Here is a 20,001-nt window from a genome sequence, read left to right on the forward strand (position 1 = left end):
GTAAACACTCTGGCGGCAGCAAGGGATCTAAAGGCGGTAAACACTCTGGCGGCAGCAAGGGATCTAAAGGCGGTAAACACTCTGGCGGCAGCAAGGGATCTAAAGGCGGTAAACACTCTGGCGGCAGCAAGGGCAGTAAAGAATCCAAGGGCGGACACAGTTCAGGTGGAGGAAAAGGCAAAAACTCAAAAGGAAAAAAATAATAATTCTCAAACCGGTACCTCTGGAGTACCGGTTTTTTGTTGTACCAGGTAATTTCTTATGATAGTCGCCTATAAAAGAACCCTCTAGGCATTGGTTTAGTTGACAAAAATTAGACGTTAATCCAACCATTATTTCAAGAAAATTACTAGATACTTGCTGATTTACATAAATTCAAGATATTCGTTTAGTTCAAGCCTCTAAGAACCTACGTATGATATAGCAAAGGACAAGAGAAGAGAAGATAAGGAGATTTCTTAGAATGAAATTTTAATATAGATTGAAAGGAGAGAATTAACATATATGTATCAACCATCGACGGTAATCATAACCGTATTGGCATTTTTTCTAACCATGGTGATGATTTTTATCCGTCCGAAAAATATGAATGAGGCTATTCCTGCAACCATTGGTGCAGTCATTGTCATGTTAAGCGGCAGCGTTTCTCTAGCTGACTTAATGGATATAGGCTCGAAAGTCACAGGGGCGGCTGTAACCATCATTGCAACAATTGTTATGGCGATTGTACTAGAAAGTTTTGGCTTTTTTAGATGGACGGCGGCACTGATGTTAAAAGTATCAAAAGGGTCCGGAATTCGTTTATTCTGGTATACATTATTACTTTGCTTTTTGATGACAATGTTTTTCAATAATGACGGAAGTATATTAATTACCACACCTATTCTCATTCTTATATTTAAAAATATCGGTTTAAAGAACCGCCAAAAGATACCATACCTATTAAGTGGTGCCTTAATCGCGACTGCTTCGAGTGCTCCAATTGGAGTAAGTAATATTGTTAATTTAATTGCGCTAAAAATTATTGGTATGGACCTTTACCTTCAAACAGCCATGATGTTTGTTCCAGCCACTCTTGGACTACTATTTTTGGCTTATTTACTACTCCTCGTTTTCAAGAAGGACATCCCTAAAGAAATCCGACTCCATTCTTATACGCTGCCGTTGTTGAATAACAATCGTTTTCACCCATTACAAAGAAAAAACGAGGATATGTTTGAAAAACAAAAGAAGTTAATGATTCAAATGCTCATCTTTGTCTTTATCGTTAGAATCAGCCTTTTTGTAGCTTCGTTTTTGAATATCTCTGTTTCTTTGATAGCCGTATTAGGTTCAATCATTTTACTCATCTGGAGATGGATTCACCTAAAGAAAAATCCAAAAGACGTTTTATTTAAAATACCTTGGCATATCTTGATTTTCGCTTTCTGTATGTATGTAATCATATATGGATTACACAATATTGGGTTAACAGCCCTTCTGGTAGAACATTTAAGTTCTATTGTAAATGGCAGTTTACTTCACGCAAGCGTTACCATGGGAATCATAACTGCATTCCTATCGAATCTATTTAATAACCACCCGGCATTAATGGTTTCGACACTTGCATTAACAGAGATGGGATTAAAACCATTATTAACACAAACCGTTTACTTAGCAAATATTATTGGGAGTGATATCGGTTCCTTAATCCTGCCGATTGGTACCCTTGCCACATTAATTTGGATGGATATCTTGAAGAAAAACAAGATTACCATAACCTGGATGGATTATATAAAAGTCACCATCATTGTCATTCCGCCAACGCTCGTTTTTACTCTTATAGGACTATACCTATGGCTGCTGCTAGTATTTGTATAAAGTGTATAATTGTAAATTGCATTAGTGCCAACAGGTCTAACGTTATAGACCTGTTGGCTTATTTTAGTAAGTCCAAGTTTCCTTTTATAATAGAAATTAAGTTCAATTCATTTTTTGTTTTAAGGGAATATTAGTAAGGATACTATTCGAGGACGTGAACTATGGATTTTTTGTCAATCTCACAAAATATTTCGGAATACATAAAAGAGTATTTAGTCTTAAAATTATTGATTATGGTTTTGTTTTTGGTGATTGGCACTTATTTAATCAATCGATCAGTGGATTGGTTCTTTAGAAAGTCTAATTTATTGGATGAAGAAGTAGAACAAACCATCCAAGGTGTTATCCGCTCGACCTTAAGATATGCAGTTGGGATTATTCTGCTGATATTTCTAATCAGCCAATTTGTAGACCTTAAGGGCATTCTCGCGGGTGCAGGGATTGTAGGGGTAATTGTTGGTTTTGCGGCACAACAATTGTTAAAAGATATACTTCTTGGCTTTATTCGATTAACAGATAAAGAATTTCGAGTTGGTCATTTTGTGACATTCAACGGACAGATATCAGGGACCATAGAAGAAATAGGGATACGCTTTATGCAAATTCGTGAATGGTCTGGTAAACTTCTTACAATTCCGCATGGGGAAATAAGGACGATACAAAATTATAACAAAGGGCGAATGCGTGTAATCGAGAGAATAACCGTTAGCTATCAAGAAGATCCGCGGAGAATTAAGCAATTATTGGAAGCAGTTTGTGCTGCCTGTAATGAAAAACTTGATCAAAGTTTATTAAGACTAGAAGATGGCTCTCCTGAAGAATGCTTTCAGTACGTTGGGATTACAGACTTAAATCCAAATCTTAAATATGTCGGATATGAGTTTTGTGTGGTTGGTTTAGTGAATCCGGATGATTACTTCGAAACTTCTCGGCAGGTTAGGTTCGAGCTAATGTCTGTTTTCTATGAGTATCAAGTACAGATGCCAGCTTCAAACTTTGCGTTACTTCCTCAAAAAGAACCTCAGGAAGAGTAGTAATAAAATGATTCGCCCATTCCCTAGACATCTATCCCGCATACACTGAAAGAAAAGATTTTTAGTAAGGGGATGCGGAAATATGACAAATCTAAGAATGTTTGGTGGACACCATGGAGGGCATCACGGAGGGCATCATGGAGGGCACATGGCGGACATCACGGCGGACATCACGGCGGGCATCACGGCGGGCACCATCATGGGCACTTTCGACATGGTTATGGATATGGAGGATTTGGTGGAGCACCATTTGTAGGAGGTTTACTAGGAGGTTTGGCTGCAGGAGCAATAGGTTCACCCGGCTATGGCGCATATCCTTATCCTTATCCTTATCCGGTAGCAACACCTTATCCGGCACCATACCCAGGCTATTATCCATATAGCAGTTACCCATATTATTAAATTAGTAAACTACAGCCCTTTCTTAACGAAAGGGTATTTTTGTGTTTTTTTTAATTAACCAAGTTTTCCATTGAAAAACTTGAACTATTCTACCTCATCCTGAATATATTTTAGGGAAGAGAGCAAAGGGAGGGAAGATGATGAGTTTCCGCGCTGACCAAATGTCAGAACCGCGCCGTAGAATCATACAGTTTATCAAAAAAAACGGATCCTCATCAATGAGCGAGCTGGCTTCCGTCTTAGATATAAGTGGTGAAGGAGTACGGCAGCACCTTCTTCAATTAGAAAAAGAAGGATGGGTGACTCGACATTCAGAAAACAATGGTGTTGGTCGTCCTGTACTACAGTATCGCTTAACAACTGCAGGCGAACATCTATTCGAAAAAAATTATGATCACTTAACGATTGAAGTTTTAGATACATTAGCAAATTCCCTAGGAGAAGAAGCAGTAAAACATTTACTTTCCGCTATGATTGAATCAAGAATTGTCCAGTGGGAACCAAAATTAAAAGGATTACCCACAGACGAGCGTCTAAATGTTTTAAAGGATTTCTATAAAAAAGATGATTCATTTATGGAAATAGAAAATAAAAATCATACTTATTCCCTGATTGAACGTAACTGCCCCTTCCATAATGTTGCATTGCAGCGACCTATACTTTGTAGTGTAAGTGTTTCTGTCTTAACACATTTATTAGGATGTACTGTAAAGCGAGAGAAACGACTTCAGAATGGTGATGGTTGTTGTGTTTTTCAGGTTCTTTTGGATGAACCTGTTAGTGAAAACACTCCTCGAATCATCATTGAGGATGAGTAGTCCTAAAAACCAAAAAGGGATGATGTGATCATGAAGAGTGAGCAGTTACAGATTTTATCTAAAAAATATCCACATTTATTTAACCAGCTAACTGATAGCGAAAATGGCAACATTACCAGTGTTACTCAGTTTTCAGAGGCAGTAAAACAATTAATTAAACTTTGCGGCGACGACCCCGAGCGTGATGGTTTACTGGATACTCCGTTTAGAGTCCTTAAAGCTTTTCTTGAGTACACAGAGGGGTACAACGTAGATCCGAAAATTCATTTAGAAAAAACGTTTGATATTCATCATAAAGGTCTCATTCTAATAAAAGATATTGAGTTTTACTCATTATGTGAACATCACTTTTCTCCTTTCTTTGGAGTCGCACATATTGGATATATTCCTAAAGAAAAAATTACAGGTCTTTCTAAGATGGGGCGATTAGTGGAAGGTTACGCAAAAAGATTTCAAGTTCAAGAAAGATTAACGACACAGATAGCAGAAGCAATTGAAGAGGAATTGGATCCAGAAGGAACCATTGTGGTGGTAGAAGCGAAGCATATGTGTATGTGCAGCAGAGGAATAAAGAAGGCGAAGACCGTTACCACAACATCCAGTCTTCTTGGAATCTATGAAAATCGACCAGATCTTCGTGCTGAATTTTATTCGCTAATAAAAACACAAGGGAGTAAGTGACATGAATAATCAAATAAAAATCTCCGATAATGGTCCGTTAGAAGTAAGCGGTGATTTTCAGAAGGTAACGAATATCCGAAAAAAGGAAAAGTATATCTTTGCAGATGCGGACTATCGAATAAGAAACCTTTTTGTGATGGATCCCATAAGCGAGGCGGATTTGAAAGCAGCCCCAGAGTTTCAGGATAATGTTTTTATATTAGGTATCAAGGATGACATTTACGTGATGTCATTCTTTTTTGTTAATAGAGAGCCTTTTTTAAAAAAAAGGCACGAAGCAAGGGTTTGTCTTTAACCTTTACTTCTTACTTTCAATACTATAGTAATAAAAGGCAGGTGAGTAAAATGTACTTGGTCGGCTTTTATTCGCCAAAGGCGAAATCAGGTGTTACGGAATTATCATTATCTATTTATCATTGGTTAAAAATGAATACAGATTTATCAGCTGCATTTATTTCATATGGTACATTAGAAAAAGAAGGTCTCTCTGAAGAGGTCATCCATGAATTTTCTAAATTATCTCTTCCCGAACAAAAACGAATCGTAAAAAACATGAAAAAAGAGTACGATATTATTATTTATGATGCTTCAAGCCAGCTTTCTGAAGGAGTATTAAAGCTTTTGCCTATTGTCGATCGATTATTTGTTGTTGGCGAAGAAAATACAGACTTTGCAGTAAAACTCCATCAAATCATTCAATTTAACAAAATGTTTGATAAAAGTGTAAAAAATTTCATCCAACATTTAAAAGGAAATAAAACCTTTATTATTCGTGAGCAAAAGGAAGGCCGTGTGATTGGCTTTAATCATACAAAAAAAGAAACAAATGATATTGGGCAAATGGTATATCGAGATTATGTAACACGATATCTAGAAGAAAAGTTTATTGAAAAAAATGAAAAAATTTATAAAAAAATTAAACAAATCCCAAAGGAGACTTTGTTTCGAGGCTTATATGATCTTGGGATTGATTTTGAGAAAGCGTTGTTATTTCATGAATATGTTCTTTTGCGTGAAGCGTTAGGGCAAAATTATGAGGAAGCACTCGAAAATCTTTTCCCGCTATTAATCAATTCATCATTTGCAGAAATACTAGAAAAATTTCAAAATGAAATTAAATTTATCACAAAACTAAAATTATCCTAAAAAAGTCAGGAACCTACCTTCCTGATTTTTTTGATAACAGTTATACCTATTAATCATAAATACTTAACAAATTTCCCTTTTACGGTATAATATTTTAGAAAATGGTTGAAGATGTAATCTATTTCTATTACTATTTTTATGTAGAGCCAAAGTTGAAAGTGAGTGGACAGAATGGGCCGTAAATGGAACAATATTAAAGAAAAGAAAGCCTCAAAGGATGCAAATACAAGTCGTATTTATGCAAAATTTGGAGTTGAAATTTATGTTGCAGCGAGAAGAGGCGAACCGAATCCTGAATCAAACCAGGCATTAAAGTTCGTTTTAGAACGTGCGAAAACCTACAATGTACCTAGACACATCATTGACCGTGCGATAGACAAAGCAAAAGGCGGATCAGAAGAAAGCTACTCTGAACTCCGTTATGAAGGTTTTGGACCTAACGGATCAATGGTCATCGTGGATGCGTTAACCAATAACGTGAACCGAACAGCTTCTGACGTACGTGCGGCATTTGGTAAGAATGGCGGAAACATGGGTGTCAGCGGATCTGTGGCCTATATGTTTGACCCAACAGCGGTTATTGGTCTTGAAGGTAAAACAGAGGAAGAAGTTCTAGAAATCTTAATGGAAGCGGATGTAGATGTTCGTGACATTATCGAAGAAGATGAATCTGTTATCGTTTATGCTGAGCCTGATCAGTTCCATGCTGTTCAAGAAGCATTTAAAAATGCGGGTATCACTGAATTTACAGTTGCAGAATTAACAATGCTTGCTCAAAACGAAGTGACACTGCCAGAAGACGCTCAAGCAAAGTTCGAAAAAATGATTGATGCGTTGGAAGACCTTGAAGATGTTCAACAAGTGTACCACAATGTGGATTTAGGTGAATAGGACTTGAAGAAGACCTTTGTTTTGACAAAGGTCTTTTCTTTTAGATGAGATGAATGGGCAGGTAGGAAGAAAATGTCGAAAACAATAAAAATTCAACAGCCAAAAATACCAGATGGTTTAACAGCTAGAACGTTTCAACCAATGGAAGATCCTTATTATGAAATGTGTATCATAAGTGATTGTTCTATTTTGAGCGAAGAAATACATAGAATACGTTTTGAACAAGTCATTTTTAAAAATGTTACTTTTTTGGATGTTTCTTTTAAAAGTATAGAATTAACAGATGTTATCTTTGATCACTGTGATTTATCGAACACGGATTTTAGTGATGGCAGCATTCATCGGGTAGAATTTATAGAGTCTAAAATTTTAGGGCTTAATCTTTCAGACGCTTCGCTTGGGAACGTTTTATTTGAAAATTGTAATGCAAATATGATTTCGTTTGGTTATGCCAAACTTAAGCAGGTCAACTTCAATTCTTGTTCACTTCGCAATGCTGACTATTATGAATCCAAATTTAATAAGGTAGCTTTTAATGACTGTGATCTAAATGAAGCCAACTTTGAACAAACCCCTTTGAAAGGGATAGATTTGAGCAGCTGCACCTTTGATACCATCAATGTTTCGATAAAAGACCTCGCGGGCTGTGAAGTTACAGCGGAGCAAGGCTTAGGATTTGCACGATTATTAGGATTGATAATAAAATAAAGCTTATCGGGAGCAGTCATTACGGATTGCTCCTTCTTAAGTAATGGGAAAAATACCTCATGTTCATCAATCCATAAGCATGAAATAAAAATGGATACGGCAAACTAATTAAAAAAAGGGGATATATACATGAAACAAAGTCTGGATTCTAAAGTACTTTCAGTATTAGAAGATAAAATCCAATTAATTCGTACGGAGCAAGGTGCCATTTATTTAGTGGGTCCTATTAAACTTCCCGTTAATCTTTACGGTGAAACAGTGGAGTTCAAATGGTACTGCTGGTTAAATTGTAATGAGGTTACAGAGGATTTCGAAAGAATTATTGATAAATTATCCTCTTCTAACTTAGCTGAATTACAACAGTCAAGTGTCTTAGTTTATGGGGACTTTGAGTATGCAGAGGATGCGATTATTCGTATGCATTCGATTTGTCATACCGGAGATATTTTTGGAAGTAAACGATGTGATTGCGGCTACCAGCTAAAAAAATCAATGAAAATGATTCAAGAACATGGAACAGGTGCCTTGTTCTATTTAGCTAACCACGAAGGAAGAGGTATTGGCTTGTTTAGTAAGGCAATGGCTTATGTACTTCAAGAAAACGGCTATGACACAGTTGAGGCAAATGAAGGTCTTGGATTTGTAGATGACTCCAGAAACTATAGCGACGCAATTCAAGTATTAAAGGCTATCCGTCAAAAACCGGTTACTTTAATGACAAACAATCCTAAAAAATTGAATGCTTTAAAAGAAGCTGGATTACAAGTTTCGGGCAGACAGCCGCTTTGGGGAGATATTTCCGAGTATAATGAGAAGTATTTGCAGACAAAGATTAATAAGTCTGGACATCTAGAAGAGGACGAAGGGACTTGTCCAAATGACTAATCATGAATTTTACATGGATTTAGCTATAAATAATGCGCAGGCGATGAAGGGTCAGACTGACCCCAATCCGTTGGTTGGTTCTGTCATTGTTAATGATAACCGAATAGTAGGAATAGGTACTCACTTGAAGGCTGGTGAACCGCATGCTGAGATCCACGCCATTCGAATGGCTGGTGAAAAAGCAAGAGGCGGAACCATTTACGTTACTCTTGAACCATGTTCCCACCATGGAAGGACTGGACCTTGTGCTGTAGCGATTGTCGAAGCAGGGATTAAAAAGGTTGTCATTGCTACCCTTGACCCAAATCCAGTTGTCTCAGGGAATGGTGTAAAAATTCTCGAGGATGCCGGTATCGAAGTGATTATTGGTGTACGTCAGGATGAATCACAAAGAATGAATGAAGTATTTAATAAGTTCATTGTAGAGAAAACACCTTTTGTGACGTTGAAAGCAGGCATTACCCTAGATGGGAAAATTGCCACCCATTCGTTTGATAGTAAATGGATTACTTCTGAAGAAGCGCGAAAAGATGTCCATCACGTTCGAAATGAGAATATGGGGATTCTTGTTGGCGTTAACACGGTTATAAAGGATGATCCAGAGCTTACGACCAGGATACCAAATGGGCGGAATCCTATTCGAATCGTTTTGGATTCTACTTTAAGAATTCCATTAGAATCTAAGGTGCTGACGGATAACCTAGCCGAAACATGGATATTTACAAGCGAAAATTATGATAAAGAAAAAGCCAGGGTATTAGAAAGTTCAGGAATTCCTATTTTTCCAACGAGCGGATCAAAGCATGTTAATCCAACCGAGGTCCTTCAAATTTTGGGAGAGAAGCTTGTTTCCTCTGTATTAATTGAAGGAGGAGGCACGGTTAACTGGGCATTCCTTGAAAATAAATTAATTGATAAAGTAGTTTTATATGTAGCGCCAAAAATTATTGGCGGCAGCAGTGCTCCCTCGTTTTTAGCAGGGGCAGGGATGGATAAAATGAAAGATGCAGTTCAATTAGCAGGCCTATCTGTCCAGCCAATTGGCCCTGATTATAAATTTACTGGATATCCGATTTACTCAAATGAGGGATTATAAGATGAAATTTGGTTTTGATATTGATGATACATTAATCAACTTAAGAGAACATGCATTTACTATTTACAATAAAAAGCTAAACAAAAATGTACCATCTGAAGTATTCCATGCATTAAAAAGAGTGGAAATTCATGAGCCTTTTGGTTTAAGTAATGAAGAGGGAAGTCAAATGTGGAAATCCTCATTAGAAGAGATTTACTATACAGACTGTCCTCCTTTTCCAAATGCGGTTGAGACATTACAAGAACTTGAAAGAAAAGGGCATGAAATCTATTACATAACCGCTCGGCCAAAAGAACATGGAGAGCGGACGAAAAAATGGATGAAAGAGCAGGGCTTTCCTGTTAGGGATGACCGGTTTTTCTATGGAATGCAGGATCATGAAAAGGTGCAGATTATCAAAGAATTAAAACTAGACTATTACTTTGATGACAAGGCTGAAGTTTTAGATACATTGACTCACGATTCGTTAAAAGTGTTTGTAAGGGACCAATCCTATAACCGACATTTACACTATCCCCGAATTCTAAATTGGTCGGACTTACATGAAATTTTGAAAAAGAATCTGCAATAGCAAAAAACAATTGACGTATGAATCGGCATACGTCTTTTTCTTTATTTAACGAGGTTAAATCAGAGGTCAGCACTTATCGTTGGGAGATCAGGTTAGATTAAGCACCCGGTCAGATAAATAAACGGAGAAATTCCGCTTAATTAGAAATTATTATTAAAAAAGGCTTAAATAGACGGAGAAATTCCGCCTATTGACTCAAGAAATTCGAAGATGAGAGATTTTGCTTTGCATAAGCGGAAATCCTCCGCTTATTTTCCCCAAAACGAGCTTTATTCTGAATTTAACCGGAAAATCTCCGCTTATTTAACTGACTGATTACCCGATTAAGGACAAGACATCTTATTTAAGTAAAATCCAAGAGAACATAAGACCCACCTATGTTTTTATATTTCATCAATTAAGGTGAAACCGAGAGAATGATTAAGAAAAACAGCAAAAAGGATAAATAAGTACGTATACATTAAATTTCACAAATTTGTCACAATCATATATACTGTGTTTTGTTCACAACGGACCCGACTTTCATACGAGTTAAAAGTCAAAGTAAAAAATAGAAAGAGGTGCTTCATGAACCTTAACACAATTAAAAATGAATGGTTCGGTAATATTAAAGGAGATATATTGTCCGGGATCGTGGTAGCAATGGCTTTAATTCCTGAGGCCATTGCCTTTTCGCTTATTGCAGGCGTTGACCCGATGATCGGTTTGTATGCGTCATTCTGTATTGCCGTTGTCATCGCATTTGTCGGGGGAAGACCTGGAATGATTTCGGCAGCAACAGGTGCCACAGCCCTAGTAATGGTCACGTTGGTGGCAGACTATGGGTTACAGTACTTATTAGCTGCAACGATCCTTACAGGAGTCATTCAAATCATAATGGGCGTTCTCAAATTAGGACGATTAATGAAATTTGTACCGCGATCCGTTATGATTGGTTTCGTAAACGCACTAGCCATTTTAATTTTTTCAGCCCAATTAACACACTTTGTTGGAGAATCATGGGCAATGTATGCAATGGTAGCAGGAGCTTTAGCTATTATCTATATCTTTCCTCGCTTAACAAAGGTTGTTCCATCGCCATTAGTTGCAATCATAACGATTACGATTATTGCGGTTATGACGGGCAGCGGCGTTCGGACGATTGGAGACATGGGGGAATTGTCTCAAACTTTGCCCTTTTTCTTAATTCCTGATATTCCGTTTACGTTTGAAACATTACAAATCATTTTCCCTTATTCACTATCGATTGCCATCGTGGGCTTGGTTGAATCCTTATTAACTGCTTCGATTGTCGACGATATGACGGATACAACGAGTGACAAGAATAAGGAAGCAAGAGGACAGGGCATTGCCAATATTGTTTCAGGATTCTTCGGCGGTTTGGCAGGCTGTGCGATGATTGGACAGTCTGTCATTAATGTGAAATCCGGCGGCCGTGGAAGATTATCAGCGTTTGTGGCTGGTGTCTTTCTAATGGTGCTAATTATCCTGTTAAATGATTTCTTGGTGCAAATTCCAATGGCAGCATTAGTTGGGGTTATGTTCATGGTTTCTATTGGGACATTTGATTGGTCATCACTTAGAAACATCCACAAGACCCCGATTTCCGATACAATCGTCATGATTGCAACGGTTGGAACAGTTCTAATGACACATGATTTATCAAAGGGTGTGTTAGTAGGAATCTTATTAAGTGCGATTTTCTTTGCTTCCAAGATTTCAAAAGTTAAGGTAACTACCTTATCTTCGAAGGGATCACATAAAAAAGAATATACTGTCTCAGGTCAATTGTTTTTTGCATCTGTTACAGACTTTGTTGAAAACTTTAACTTCAATGAGGATGTAAATGAAGTAACTATTGATTTAACACAAGCACATTTATGGGATGATTCGGCTGTTGGCGCTATTGATAAAGTGGTCATTAAATACCACCAAAATGGAACGAAAGTAAAGTTAATCGGTCTGAATAAAGAGAGTAATAAATTAGTAGAAAAATTAGCAGTTCATAATAAACCAGGCGGTCTTGAAAAAGCTGTCGGTCATTAATAGATTGGTTCACACGCTGATGATAATAGATTCAGCGTGTTTTTTTATTTAAATGTTCATTCACAATATCTTCATATTTTTCAATTATTACATCGATAGGATTCGACATAAACACTTTGTATACCCTACCAGCTAATTACTATATTTTGTTTATTTTTGAAGGTAAAAAGGATTTTAGTCGAATATAGATTTTAACCGTCGCAATTTATTGATGTGTTCCCTGAAGTACAGGTGCTACAATGAGGGCAAATAGTATTACATATGCAAATTTGTCAATGAAAGAGGTGGTAGAAATGACCAAAAAACAATGCATTGCCATGTTGTTAGCAGGCGGAAAAGGAACAAGACTAAAGGAATTAACTCGCAACGTAGCAAAGCCAGCTGTCCCTTTTGGAGGTAAATACCGGATCATAGATTTCGCGTTAAGTAATTGTAAGAACTCTAGCATTGATACGGTTGGGATCTTAACTCAATATAAACAAGAGACACTTCAAAATTATATAGAAAATGGAGAAAAGTGGGGACTCAATCGAAAAATTGGGGGAGTAGCTATCCTTCAGCCTAATCAAAGTGACAATACAGAAAGTACCTATGAAGGTACTGCACATGCTGTTTACGAGAACCTCCGATATATTGAAAGTCAAAATCCAGAATATGTACTGATCCTCTCGGGCGATCACATTTATAAAATGGATTACAGTCATATGGTAAAAGAGCACAAACGGTCTGGAGCGGATGCAACCATTTCTGTTAATCAAGTCCCATGGAGTGAAGCCAGCAGATTCGGAATTATAAATATTGATTCAGAAACGAATCAGATTATCGAGTTTGAGGAAAAGCCTGTTTATCCAAAGTCAAATCTTGCTTCAATGGGAATCTATTTATTTAACTGGCCAATTCTGAAGAAATTTCTCGAAAAAGAAGAAAACAATCCTTTTTCCTCGAAGGATTTTGGCAAAGATGTTATCCCATCTATGCTTCAAGAAAACTGCCATTTACATGCCTATCACTTTAAGGGTTATTGGAAGGATGTTGGAACCGTCCAAAGCTTTTGGGAAGCACATATGGATCTTCTATCGGTAAACACGAACCCAATTTTAAAAAATGAAGAATGGATTATTTATACGAACGGGATAAGCCAGCCACCCATGTATTTGGATGGAAAAGCCTCCTTACACCAATCGATTATAAGTGAAGGCTGCAAGGTTTATGGAGAGGTTGAAAATTCTGTTTTATTTTATGGAGTAACAGTTGGTAAAGGGGCAATCATAAAGGATTCGGTAATATTACCTAACACTATAATAGGGGAAAATGCAGAGATATATCGCTCTGTTGTAGGAAATGGAAGTTTCATTGGTGCATTTTCTAAGGTGGGAGATTCAACACCATATAGTGAAATCACTCTCATAGGTGATAACGAAACCATTCAGCCGCTAGTTTATAAATAATACCGAATGCGAAATCCACGGGGATTTCGCTTTTTTATTGTAGATTTTAGGATATCTACACAGTTCATTAATATATCTACACAAAATTCAATATATCTACACATGTTTGGCATATATCTACACACTTTGACTGGGAATCTACACTTAATCTAAGGATATCTACAATTTATATTCAAAAGGTTATTGACTGACATGAAAACATGTATTACAATTATCTCATATTCAAGATATCTTAATTCAAATTTTTTTAGGAGGTGATTAAATGGAGTACAAATGCACTAACCAGCCATTTTTGTTAATGATGCAAACTTCAAAGGCTATTCAGGAACGCATTAGAGATGAAATGTTGAATTACAAATTGAGTGTTACCGAATTTTCCGTTTTAGAAGTACTATTTTTACAAGGAAAACAAAACATTCAGCAGATAGGAAATCGCATACTAATATCAAGTGGTTCAATGACATATGTTATTGATAAATTAGAAAAAAGAGGCTTGTTGAGTCGAAATGATTGTCCTGAAGATCGCCGAATCATACATGTTACTTTAACTGATGATGGATTCCAGTTGATGAAGGAAATCATGCCTAAACATCAGGAATTGGTCGATCATATATTTCACTCGTTGGGGGATAAAGAAGCAGAAACAATGGTTTCGCTTCTGAAAAAAGTGCAGAGTAGAGTAAAGGTTTAATTTTTTTGATAAATGTCTCGAATTCAAGATAAAATATTAGGAGGAAATGAAAATGATAAATGTAGGATTGTTATTAATTAGATTGGTAATTGGTGTTTTATTTATAGGTCATGGTGCACAAAAATTGTTTGGCTGGTTCGGTGGTTATGGTATAAAAGGAACTGGTGGTTGGTTTGAATCGATTGGAATTAAACCAGGTGTCACAATGGCGGTTATGGCTGGCTTAACTGAATTGATTGGTGGTATCTTATTCGCTTTAGGACTTCTTACTCCGCTAGCAGGAATTTTGATAGCCGGTACGATGGTTATGGCAATTATTAAAGTGCACGCAGCAAATGGATTATGGGCAACACAAAATGGGTATGAATTTAACTTAACACTACTTGTGGTGGCTATCGGTGTTGCTTTAATTGGACCGGGACAATTTACTATAGATTATTTTTTATTCTAAAATATCTCGACTTAAAGATTCTTTAATCAAAGTAATTAAATGCGATAAAACGAATCAATAGGGTAAAATAAATTATCAAATAAATTTAGATCAATTTCATTAAAAAGGAGAAAATAAATGATTAAACAAACAATGGGTATTCACCATATCACTGCAATCGTGGGACATCCACAGGAGAATGTAGACTTCTATGCAGGTGTTTTAGGATTGCGCTTAGTAAAACAAACGGTTAACTTTGATGATCCAGGTACGTATCATCTTTATTTCGGGAATGAAGGCGGGAAACCTGGAACCATTATTACCTTTTTCCCATGGGCAGGTGCACGACAGGGAAGAATCGGTGATGGTCAAGTAGGGGTAACCTCTTATGCCATTCCAAAAGGTTCGTTTGAATTTTGGAAGAAGCGGCTAGAAAAGTTTAATGTTTCGTACACAGAAATGGAACGATTCGGAGAGCAGTATTTGGAATTCGATGACCCTCATGGACTTCATTTGGAACTTGTTGAACGAGAAGGAGGGGAAACCAATCCGTGGAAATTTGGTGACGTCACCCCCGAAGTTGCGATCAAAGGGTTCGGCGGGGCAACACTCTTATCAACTCAGCCCGAAAAAACTGCAGAATTGTTAGAAAAGGTTATGGGATTAGAGCTTATCGGCAGCGAAGGAGATTTCACTCGTTTTCGCTCATCAGCAGATATCGGTAATGTCATTGACCTAAAATTAACTCCAATCGGGCGGGGAACAATGGGGGTAGGAACGGTCCACCATATTGCTTGGCGTGCCATTGACGACAAGGATCAATTAGATTGGCAAAAGTATGTTGCAGCAAATGGATATGGTGTCACTCCGGTTCAGGATAGGAACTACTTTAATGCCATTTATTTTAGAGAGCATGGCGAAATCCTTTTTGAAATCGCCACAGATCCCCCAGGGTTTGCCCATGATGAAACACAGGGTACAATGGGTGAAAAATTAATGCTGCCAGAACAGTATGAGCCGCATAGAGGACAGATTGAAAAAGGTTTGCTACCATTTAAAGTAAGAGAATTAGAATAAGAGGAGTGATTTCTTTTGCTTTCAATTGATCCTTCAAAAAATACCGAACGAGAAAATTATAAATTTTTGATCGGTAGTATTGTTCCTAGACCTATTGCATTTGTTACTACTCTATCTGATGAAGGTATAGTAAACGGTGCGCCTTTTAGTTATTTTAATATTGTTTCATCTAATCCCCCTATGATTTCTTTGGCGATTCAGCGATCTGCGGGAAGACAAAAGGATACAGCACGAAACATTATCGGGTTAAAAGAATTTGTGGTTCATGTAGTCGATGAAGATAATGTTGAAGAAATTAATAAAACCGCAGCAAGTTTACCGCCTAATGAAAGTGAAATTGAATTAGCCAATCTCACCCTAGTAGAAAGCGTAAAGATTTCTGTGCCAAGTGTAAAAGAAGCGAAAATCCGAATGGAGTGTATATTAGAACAGTCGCTCGAACTTGGCGGGCAAGATTCTTCAGGAGTTGATTTGATCATAGGGAAAGTCATTCAATTTCATATAGAGGAAAAAATCTATGAAAAAGGGAGAATTGATCCCATTGGTTTAGGAGCTGTAAGCAGATTGGCTGGTACGAATTATGCAAAGATAGGTGAAATATTTTCAATAGAACGGCCTAAATGATTCCTTTTGAAATGGAGAGGATAGTGGTGCAACAAACAGCAGGTATTCATCATATCACAGCAATGGTAAACGATGCTCAAAGAAATATTGACTTTTATGCTGGTGTTCTGGGGTTAAGGCTTGTAAAAAAAACGATAAATTTTGACCGACCAGAAGTCTATCATCTATATTTTGGAAATGATACAGGAGAGCCCGGAACAGTTATTACCTTTTTTCCATGGGCTAATCAGTTAAAAGGCCGCATAGGTACTGGGCAGGTTGGAGTGACAAGCTATATGATACCACCTGGTTCCTATCCATTTTGGGAGCATCGATTACAAAATTTTAATATTGAGTACTCTTCATCCTTGCGTTTTGGTGAAGAATACTTGAGCTTCGCAGATCCAGATGGACTAAAAATCGAATTGGTTGAGAGAAATGAAGGATCACGTAATACATGGGAATTCGGAGGAGTCACAAAAGAGTATGCAATAAAAGGGTTGGGTGGTGCTGTTCTTTTTTCTGCTCAGCCACATAAAACGGCTGATGTTCTTGAGAATATATTGGGACTTAAATGTATAGGACAAGAGAATGAATTTCTTAGATTTAAATCCGAAGCAGGTAATACCATTGATATTAAGCTAAATCCTTCTGTCCGTGGTCTGATGGGGGCAGGAACGGTTCACCATATTGCATGGAGAGCAAGAAATGAAGAGGATCATGTCAGGTGGAGAACACGCATCCAGGACAAGGGATATTATCCTACTGAAATTCTCGATCGGAACTATTTCAAAGCACTTTATTTTCATGAAGAAGGCGGCATCCTATTTGAAATAGCAACCGATCCACCAGGCTTTACGGTGGATGAATCAGCCGCTGAACTTGGAAAAAATCTCATGTTACCATCATGGTTAGAATCAAAACGAGATGAATTAAAGGAAACCTTACCGCCTGTGGTGGTTCGCGTTTTAAAGGGGGATAATGATGAAACACATATTTAATAAGGGAAAAGATGCAACAAAACCAATTTTTCTACTGCTACATGGTACAGGTGGAAATGAATTAGACCTTCTGCCATTAGCTGGAATGATTGATGATGAAGCGTCTGTATTAAGTGTCCGCGGAAATGTGTTAGAAAATGGAATGCCGCGATTTTTCCGAAGATTAGCAGAAGGCGTGTTTGATGAAGAAGACCTCCTAAACCGAACAAAGGAATTAAACGAGTTCTTAGATGAAGCGGCCGTGAAATATGAATTCGACCGTGATAATATCATTGCGATCGGGTACTCTAACGGAGCAAACATCGCAGCAAGCTTACTATTCCACTATCAAAACTCATTAAAAGGTGGTATTCTCCATCATCCAATGGTGCCTAGAAGAGGAATAGACCTTCCTGATTTAACAGGTAAGAAGGTATTTATCGCAGCAGGAACAAACGATCCCATTTGCCCGCCATCGGAATCATCTGAACTTCAATCTTTATTAGAGAATGCCAATGCAGAGGTTGTCCTGCATTGGGAGAATTATGGTCATCAATTGACTAGACAAGAAGTAGAAGCAGCAGCTAAATGGTATCGAAAATTATAAAAATAACAAGCTAATCAATTCGATTAGCTTGTTATTTTTTCTTAAGATATGTTTCGATTTCATTTGATAAAATTGCAGGATCCCCTGGGTACCAATAGTAGGTGGCACCATCAAATTGTAAATCAAATTTATAAGCTATAGGTTGGTCAGTATACAAAACAATTTGAAAGTAGTCAGGGTCACCTTTTTCGGTATTTGGGGAGAAATTTGGTGACTCTTCACTATTTTTTAATAGTTCAAGAATGTGTTTTAGCTCTTCATGATTGGTATAAGTACTTAGTAATTTATTACCTGCAGAGGTATAAGGTTGATAAATCTCTATTTTATTCACTTTATCAAGTGGCACATTCTTAAAATGCCATTGTTGTTCTGTTTCGTCTCGAGAATAATAAACTCTATAACCGTTTATTTGGCTGGCATCCTTTACGGCTATTAGATTGGGCTGCCCATGAATGGTGAAAATCTCGGTTCCTTTTTCATGAAAGGCAGCATCACCATTTCTAATTTTGTAATTTGGATTGGTTACGTTGTCAGCGACTTTATATTTAACAGTACCGAGTTTTTCCCCAATGAATTTTTCATCGGCTAAAACACCAGAGTAAATACCGTTGTATTCAATGTCTTCCCACTTAATGAAATCAACCCAGTCAATCACAGCGTGACCGCCAAATGGTGTTGAACGACAACCGGTTAATACAATTAATAGCAAAATAAGCAGACTCGATTTTTTCACTCCATCACCCCTCTATTTAGTTAGACGTTTCCTTCTAGTTATAGTTCCACGGTATTTGGAAAAGGCTGTTTTCATAAAGATTGTTGCTTTTTGTACAAGACCCTAGATTCAGGACAAATCCCACTAATCGCTTGAGAGATTTGTCTTCAAGACCTGGGATTAAGGACTAATCCTTCAGCCAAGCCGTGCGATTAGTCCTCAAGACCCCGGATTAAGTACAAATCTTTCTGGCAGCCTTGAGAGATTTGTCTTCAAGACCTTGGATTAAGGACTAATCCTTCAGCCAAGCCGTGCGATTAGTCCTCAAGACCCCGGATTAAGTACAAATCTTTCTGCCAGCTTGAGAGATTTGTCCTCAAGACCATGGATTAAGGACTAATCCTTCTGCCAAGCCGTGCGATTAGTCCTCAAGACCCCGGATTAAGTACAAATCTTTTTGGCAGCTTGAGAGATTTGTCCTCAAGACCTTGGATTAAGGACTAATCCTTCAGCCAAGCGGTACGATTAGTCCTCAAGACCCCGGATTAAGTACAAATCTTTCTGGCAGCTTGAGAGATTTGTCCTTAAGACCTGGGATTAAGGAATAGTCCTTCTGACGACTTGGGTGATTAAACCTCAAGACCCTCCATTAAACATCAATCTATACAATAACAGGCCTTGGAAAAACAACAAGCCGCAATCGAGGTTGATTGCGGCTTGTTGCAGGTGGGATTAACAAGAGATAATCTATTTAAGATTATTATATTCATCCTTGATTTCTTCAATTGTTTTATCAATTTGCTCGCCCCAGTGATCATTAACTGTTTTAAAAACGACTTTCCCGTTTTGATCGAGCATTCCGTAGCCTCGATAAGCTACATCACCATTTTTCATGCCCATGTGGTCTATTAATTCTAAATCAGGATCAGAAATGAAGGAGAGACTTTTACCATATATGCCTTCTAATTCTTTGTATAGTTGAAGCTGTTCTTCAGGTAAGTCTTTGCTAATAACAAACATTTCTACATCCATGCCTTCTAATTTACCGAGATTTTCATGCAGCTGAACTAGCTGCTGTTGGCAGAGTCCTCAGGTGTAGGTAGTAATAAAAAAGAATACTGTGGGTTTTTCTAATGGAAAAGTTACTTCTTTCTGGTCTTGATTATGTAAGGTGATCGGCTCGCTGAGTGTCTTTTGTCCACATGCTGATAATACTAGAATAGCTATGAAGAAAAGAACTAGTACTTTTGGTTTCATGTTGTGCTCCTTTTATACTTTTAAATGTGTTATAAAACACCTTAATTGTAGTGTA

21 protein-coding genes and 2 pseudogenes are annotated in these 20,001 nt (G+C 37.4%); 21 read left to right on the plus strand and 2 right to left on the minus strand.

The window, feature by feature from the left end:
- The 21 genes and pseudogenes from F4694_RS03405 to F4694_RS03505 all read left to right on the plus strand — a co-directional run.
- The coding region (locus tag F4694_RS03405; RefSeq protein WP_179595509.1) for a hypothetical protein at positions 1-203 on the plus strand (203 nt) is incomplete at its 5' end.
- Between the two features lie 301 nt (positions 204-504).
- Complete coding sequence (locus tag F4694_RS03410; RefSeq protein WP_179595510.1) at positions 505-1,860, plus strand: arsenic transporter; 1,356 nt, start codon at positions 505-507, stop codon at positions 1,858-1,860.
- Positions 1,861-2,021: 161 nt separating this feature from the next.
- On the plus strand, positions 2,022-2,894 hold the full coding sequence (locus F4694_RS03415) for a mechanosensitive ion channel family protein (RefSeq protein WP_179595511.1): 873 nt from the start codon (positions 2,022-2,024) through the stop codon (positions 2,892-2,894).
- Positions 2,895-2,966: 72 nt separating this feature from the next.
- On the plus strand, positions 2,967-3,296 hold the full coding sequence (locus F4694_RS03420; protein WP_306458364.1) for a cobalt transporter: 330 nt from the start codon (positions 2,967-2,969) through the stop codon (positions 3,294-3,296).
- Between the two features lie 137 nt (positions 3,297-3,433).
- Positions 3,434-4,114, plus strand: coding sequence for a helix-turn-helix transcriptional regulator (locus tag F4694_RS03425; RefSeq protein WP_179595512.1), 681 nt, complete (start codon positions 3,434-3,436; stop codon positions 4,112-4,114).
- 30 nt (positions 4,115-4,144) lie between these two features.
- On the plus strand, positions 4,145-4,795 hold the full coding sequence (gene folE / locus F4694_RS03430; protein WP_179595513.1) for a GTP cyclohydrolase I FolE: 651 nt from the start codon (positions 4,145-4,147) through the stop codon (positions 4,793-4,795).
- A gap of 1 nt (position 4,796) precedes the next feature.
- Positions 4,797-4,984, plus strand: a pseudogene (locus tag F4694_RS32900) (CDGSH iron-sulfur domain-containing protein).
- Between the two features lie 156 nt (positions 4,985-5,140).
- A complete protein-coding gene (locus F4694_RS03440) occupies positions 5,141-5,941 on the plus strand; it encodes a hypothetical protein (protein WP_179595514.1) in 801 nt (266 codons plus the stop codon).
- Between the two features lie 171 nt (positions 5,942-6,112).
- The gene (locus F4694_RS03445; protein ID WP_179595515.1) at positions 6,113-6,832 is read left to right on the plus strand and encodes a YebC/PmpR family DNA-binding transcriptional regulator; all 720 of its coding nucleotides are present in this window, start codon (positions 6,113-6,115) and stop codon (positions 6,830-6,832) included.
- A gap of 72 nt (positions 6,833-6,904) precedes the next feature.
- Complete coding sequence (locus F4694_RS03450; RefSeq protein ID WP_179595516.1) at positions 6,905-7,540, plus strand: pentapeptide repeat-containing protein; 636 nt, start codon at positions 6,905-6,907, stop codon at positions 7,538-7,540.
- A 129-nt stretch (positions 7,541-7,669) separates the two neighbouring features.
- Positions 7,670-8,425: a GTP cyclohydrolase II gene (locus F4694_RS03455; protein ID WP_179595517.1), complete on the plus strand. Its 756-nt coding sequence runs from the start codon at positions 7,670-7,672 to the stop codon at positions 8,423-8,425.
- A complete protein-coding gene (gene ribD / locus F4694_RS03460) occupies positions 8,418-9,521 on the plus strand; it encodes a bifunctional diaminohydroxyphosphoribosylaminopyrimidine deaminase/5-amino-6-(5-phosphoribosylamino)uracil reductase RibD (protein WP_179595518.1) in 1,104 nt (367 codons plus the stop codon). The genes F4694_RS03455 and ribD overlap by 8 nt, the downstream gene beginning before the upstream one ends.
- A 1-nt stretch (position 9,522) precedes the next feature.
- Positions 9,523-10,095 carry a 5' nucleotidase, NT5C type gene (locus F4694_RS03465; protein WP_257029115.1) on the plus strand — a complete coding sequence of 191 codons (573 nt, stop codon included), beginning with the start codon at positions 9,523-9,525 and terminating at the stop codon, positions 10,093-10,095.
- 567 nt (positions 10,096-10,662) lie between these two features.
- On the plus strand, positions 10,663-12,141 hold the full coding sequence (locus F4694_RS03470; RefSeq protein ID WP_179595520.1) for a SulP family inorganic anion transporter: 1,479 nt from the start codon (positions 10,663-10,665) through the stop codon (positions 12,139-12,141).
- Positions 12,142-12,434: 293 nt separating this feature from the next.
- Complete coding sequence (locus F4694_RS03475; RefSeq protein ID WP_179595521.1) at positions 12,435-13,589, plus strand: glucose-1-phosphate adenylyltransferase; 1,155 nt, start codon at positions 12,435-12,437, stop codon at positions 13,587-13,589.
- 262 nt (positions 13,590-13,851) lie between these two features.
- The gene (locus F4694_RS03480; RefSeq protein WP_179595522.1) at positions 13,852-14,280 is read left to right on the plus strand and encodes a MarR family winged helix-turn-helix transcriptional regulator; all 429 of its coding nucleotides are present in this window, start codon (positions 13,852-13,854) and stop codon (positions 14,278-14,280) included.
- A 52-nt stretch (positions 14,281-14,332) separates the two neighbouring features.
- Entirely contained in the window at positions 14,333-14,731 is a 399-nt protein-coding gene (locus F4694_RS03485) for a DoxX family protein (protein WP_179595523.1), read from the plus strand.
- Positions 14,732-14,848: 117 nt separating this feature from the next.
- Positions 14,849-15,787, plus strand: a complete 939-nt coding sequence (locus F4694_RS03490; RefSeq protein WP_179595524.1) for a ring-cleaving dioxygenase — start codon at positions 14,849-14,851, stop codon at positions 15,785-15,787.
- A 15-nt stretch (positions 15,788-15,802) separates the two neighbouring features.
- Positions 15,803-16,411 carry a flavin reductase family protein gene (locus F4694_RS03495; RefSeq protein ID WP_179595525.1) on the plus strand — a complete coding sequence of 203 codons (609 nt, stop codon included), beginning with the start codon at positions 15,803-15,805 and terminating at the stop codon, positions 16,409-16,411.
- 26 nt (positions 16,412-16,437) lie between these two features.
- Positions 16,438-17,391 carry a ring-cleaving dioxygenase gene (locus F4694_RS03500; protein ID WP_179596002.1) on the plus strand — a complete coding sequence of 318 codons (954 nt, stop codon included), beginning with the start codon at positions 16,438-16,440 and terminating at the stop codon, positions 17,389-17,391.
- On the plus strand, positions 17,372-17,977 hold the full coding sequence (locus F4694_RS03505) for an alpha/beta hydrolase (protein ID WP_179595526.1): 606 nt from the start codon (positions 17,372-17,374) through the stop codon (positions 17,975-17,977). Before F4694_RS03500 ends, F4694_RS03505 begins: the two co-directional genes overlap by 20 nt.
- A gap of 31 nt (positions 17,978-18,008) precedes the next feature.
- On the opposite strand, the gene F4694_RS03510 is transcribed toward F4694_RS03505, so the two are convergent.
- Complete coding sequence (locus F4694_RS03510; RefSeq protein WP_179595527.1) at positions 18,009-18,710, minus strand: hypothetical protein; 702 nt, start codon at positions 18,708-18,710, stop codon at positions 18,009-18,011.
- 726 nt (positions 18,711-19,436) lie between these two features.
- A pseudogene (locus F4694_RS03515) lies at positions 19,437-19,763 on the minus strand (thioredoxin domain-containing protein); the annotation flags it as partial.
- Positions 19,764-20,001: the final 238 nt, after the last annotated feature.

The sequence above is a fragment of the Neobacillus driksii genome (assembly GCF_013409995.1).
Taxonomy (GTDB): Bacteria; Bacillota; Bacilli; order Bacillales; family Cytobacillaceae; genus Neobacillus; species Neobacillus driksii.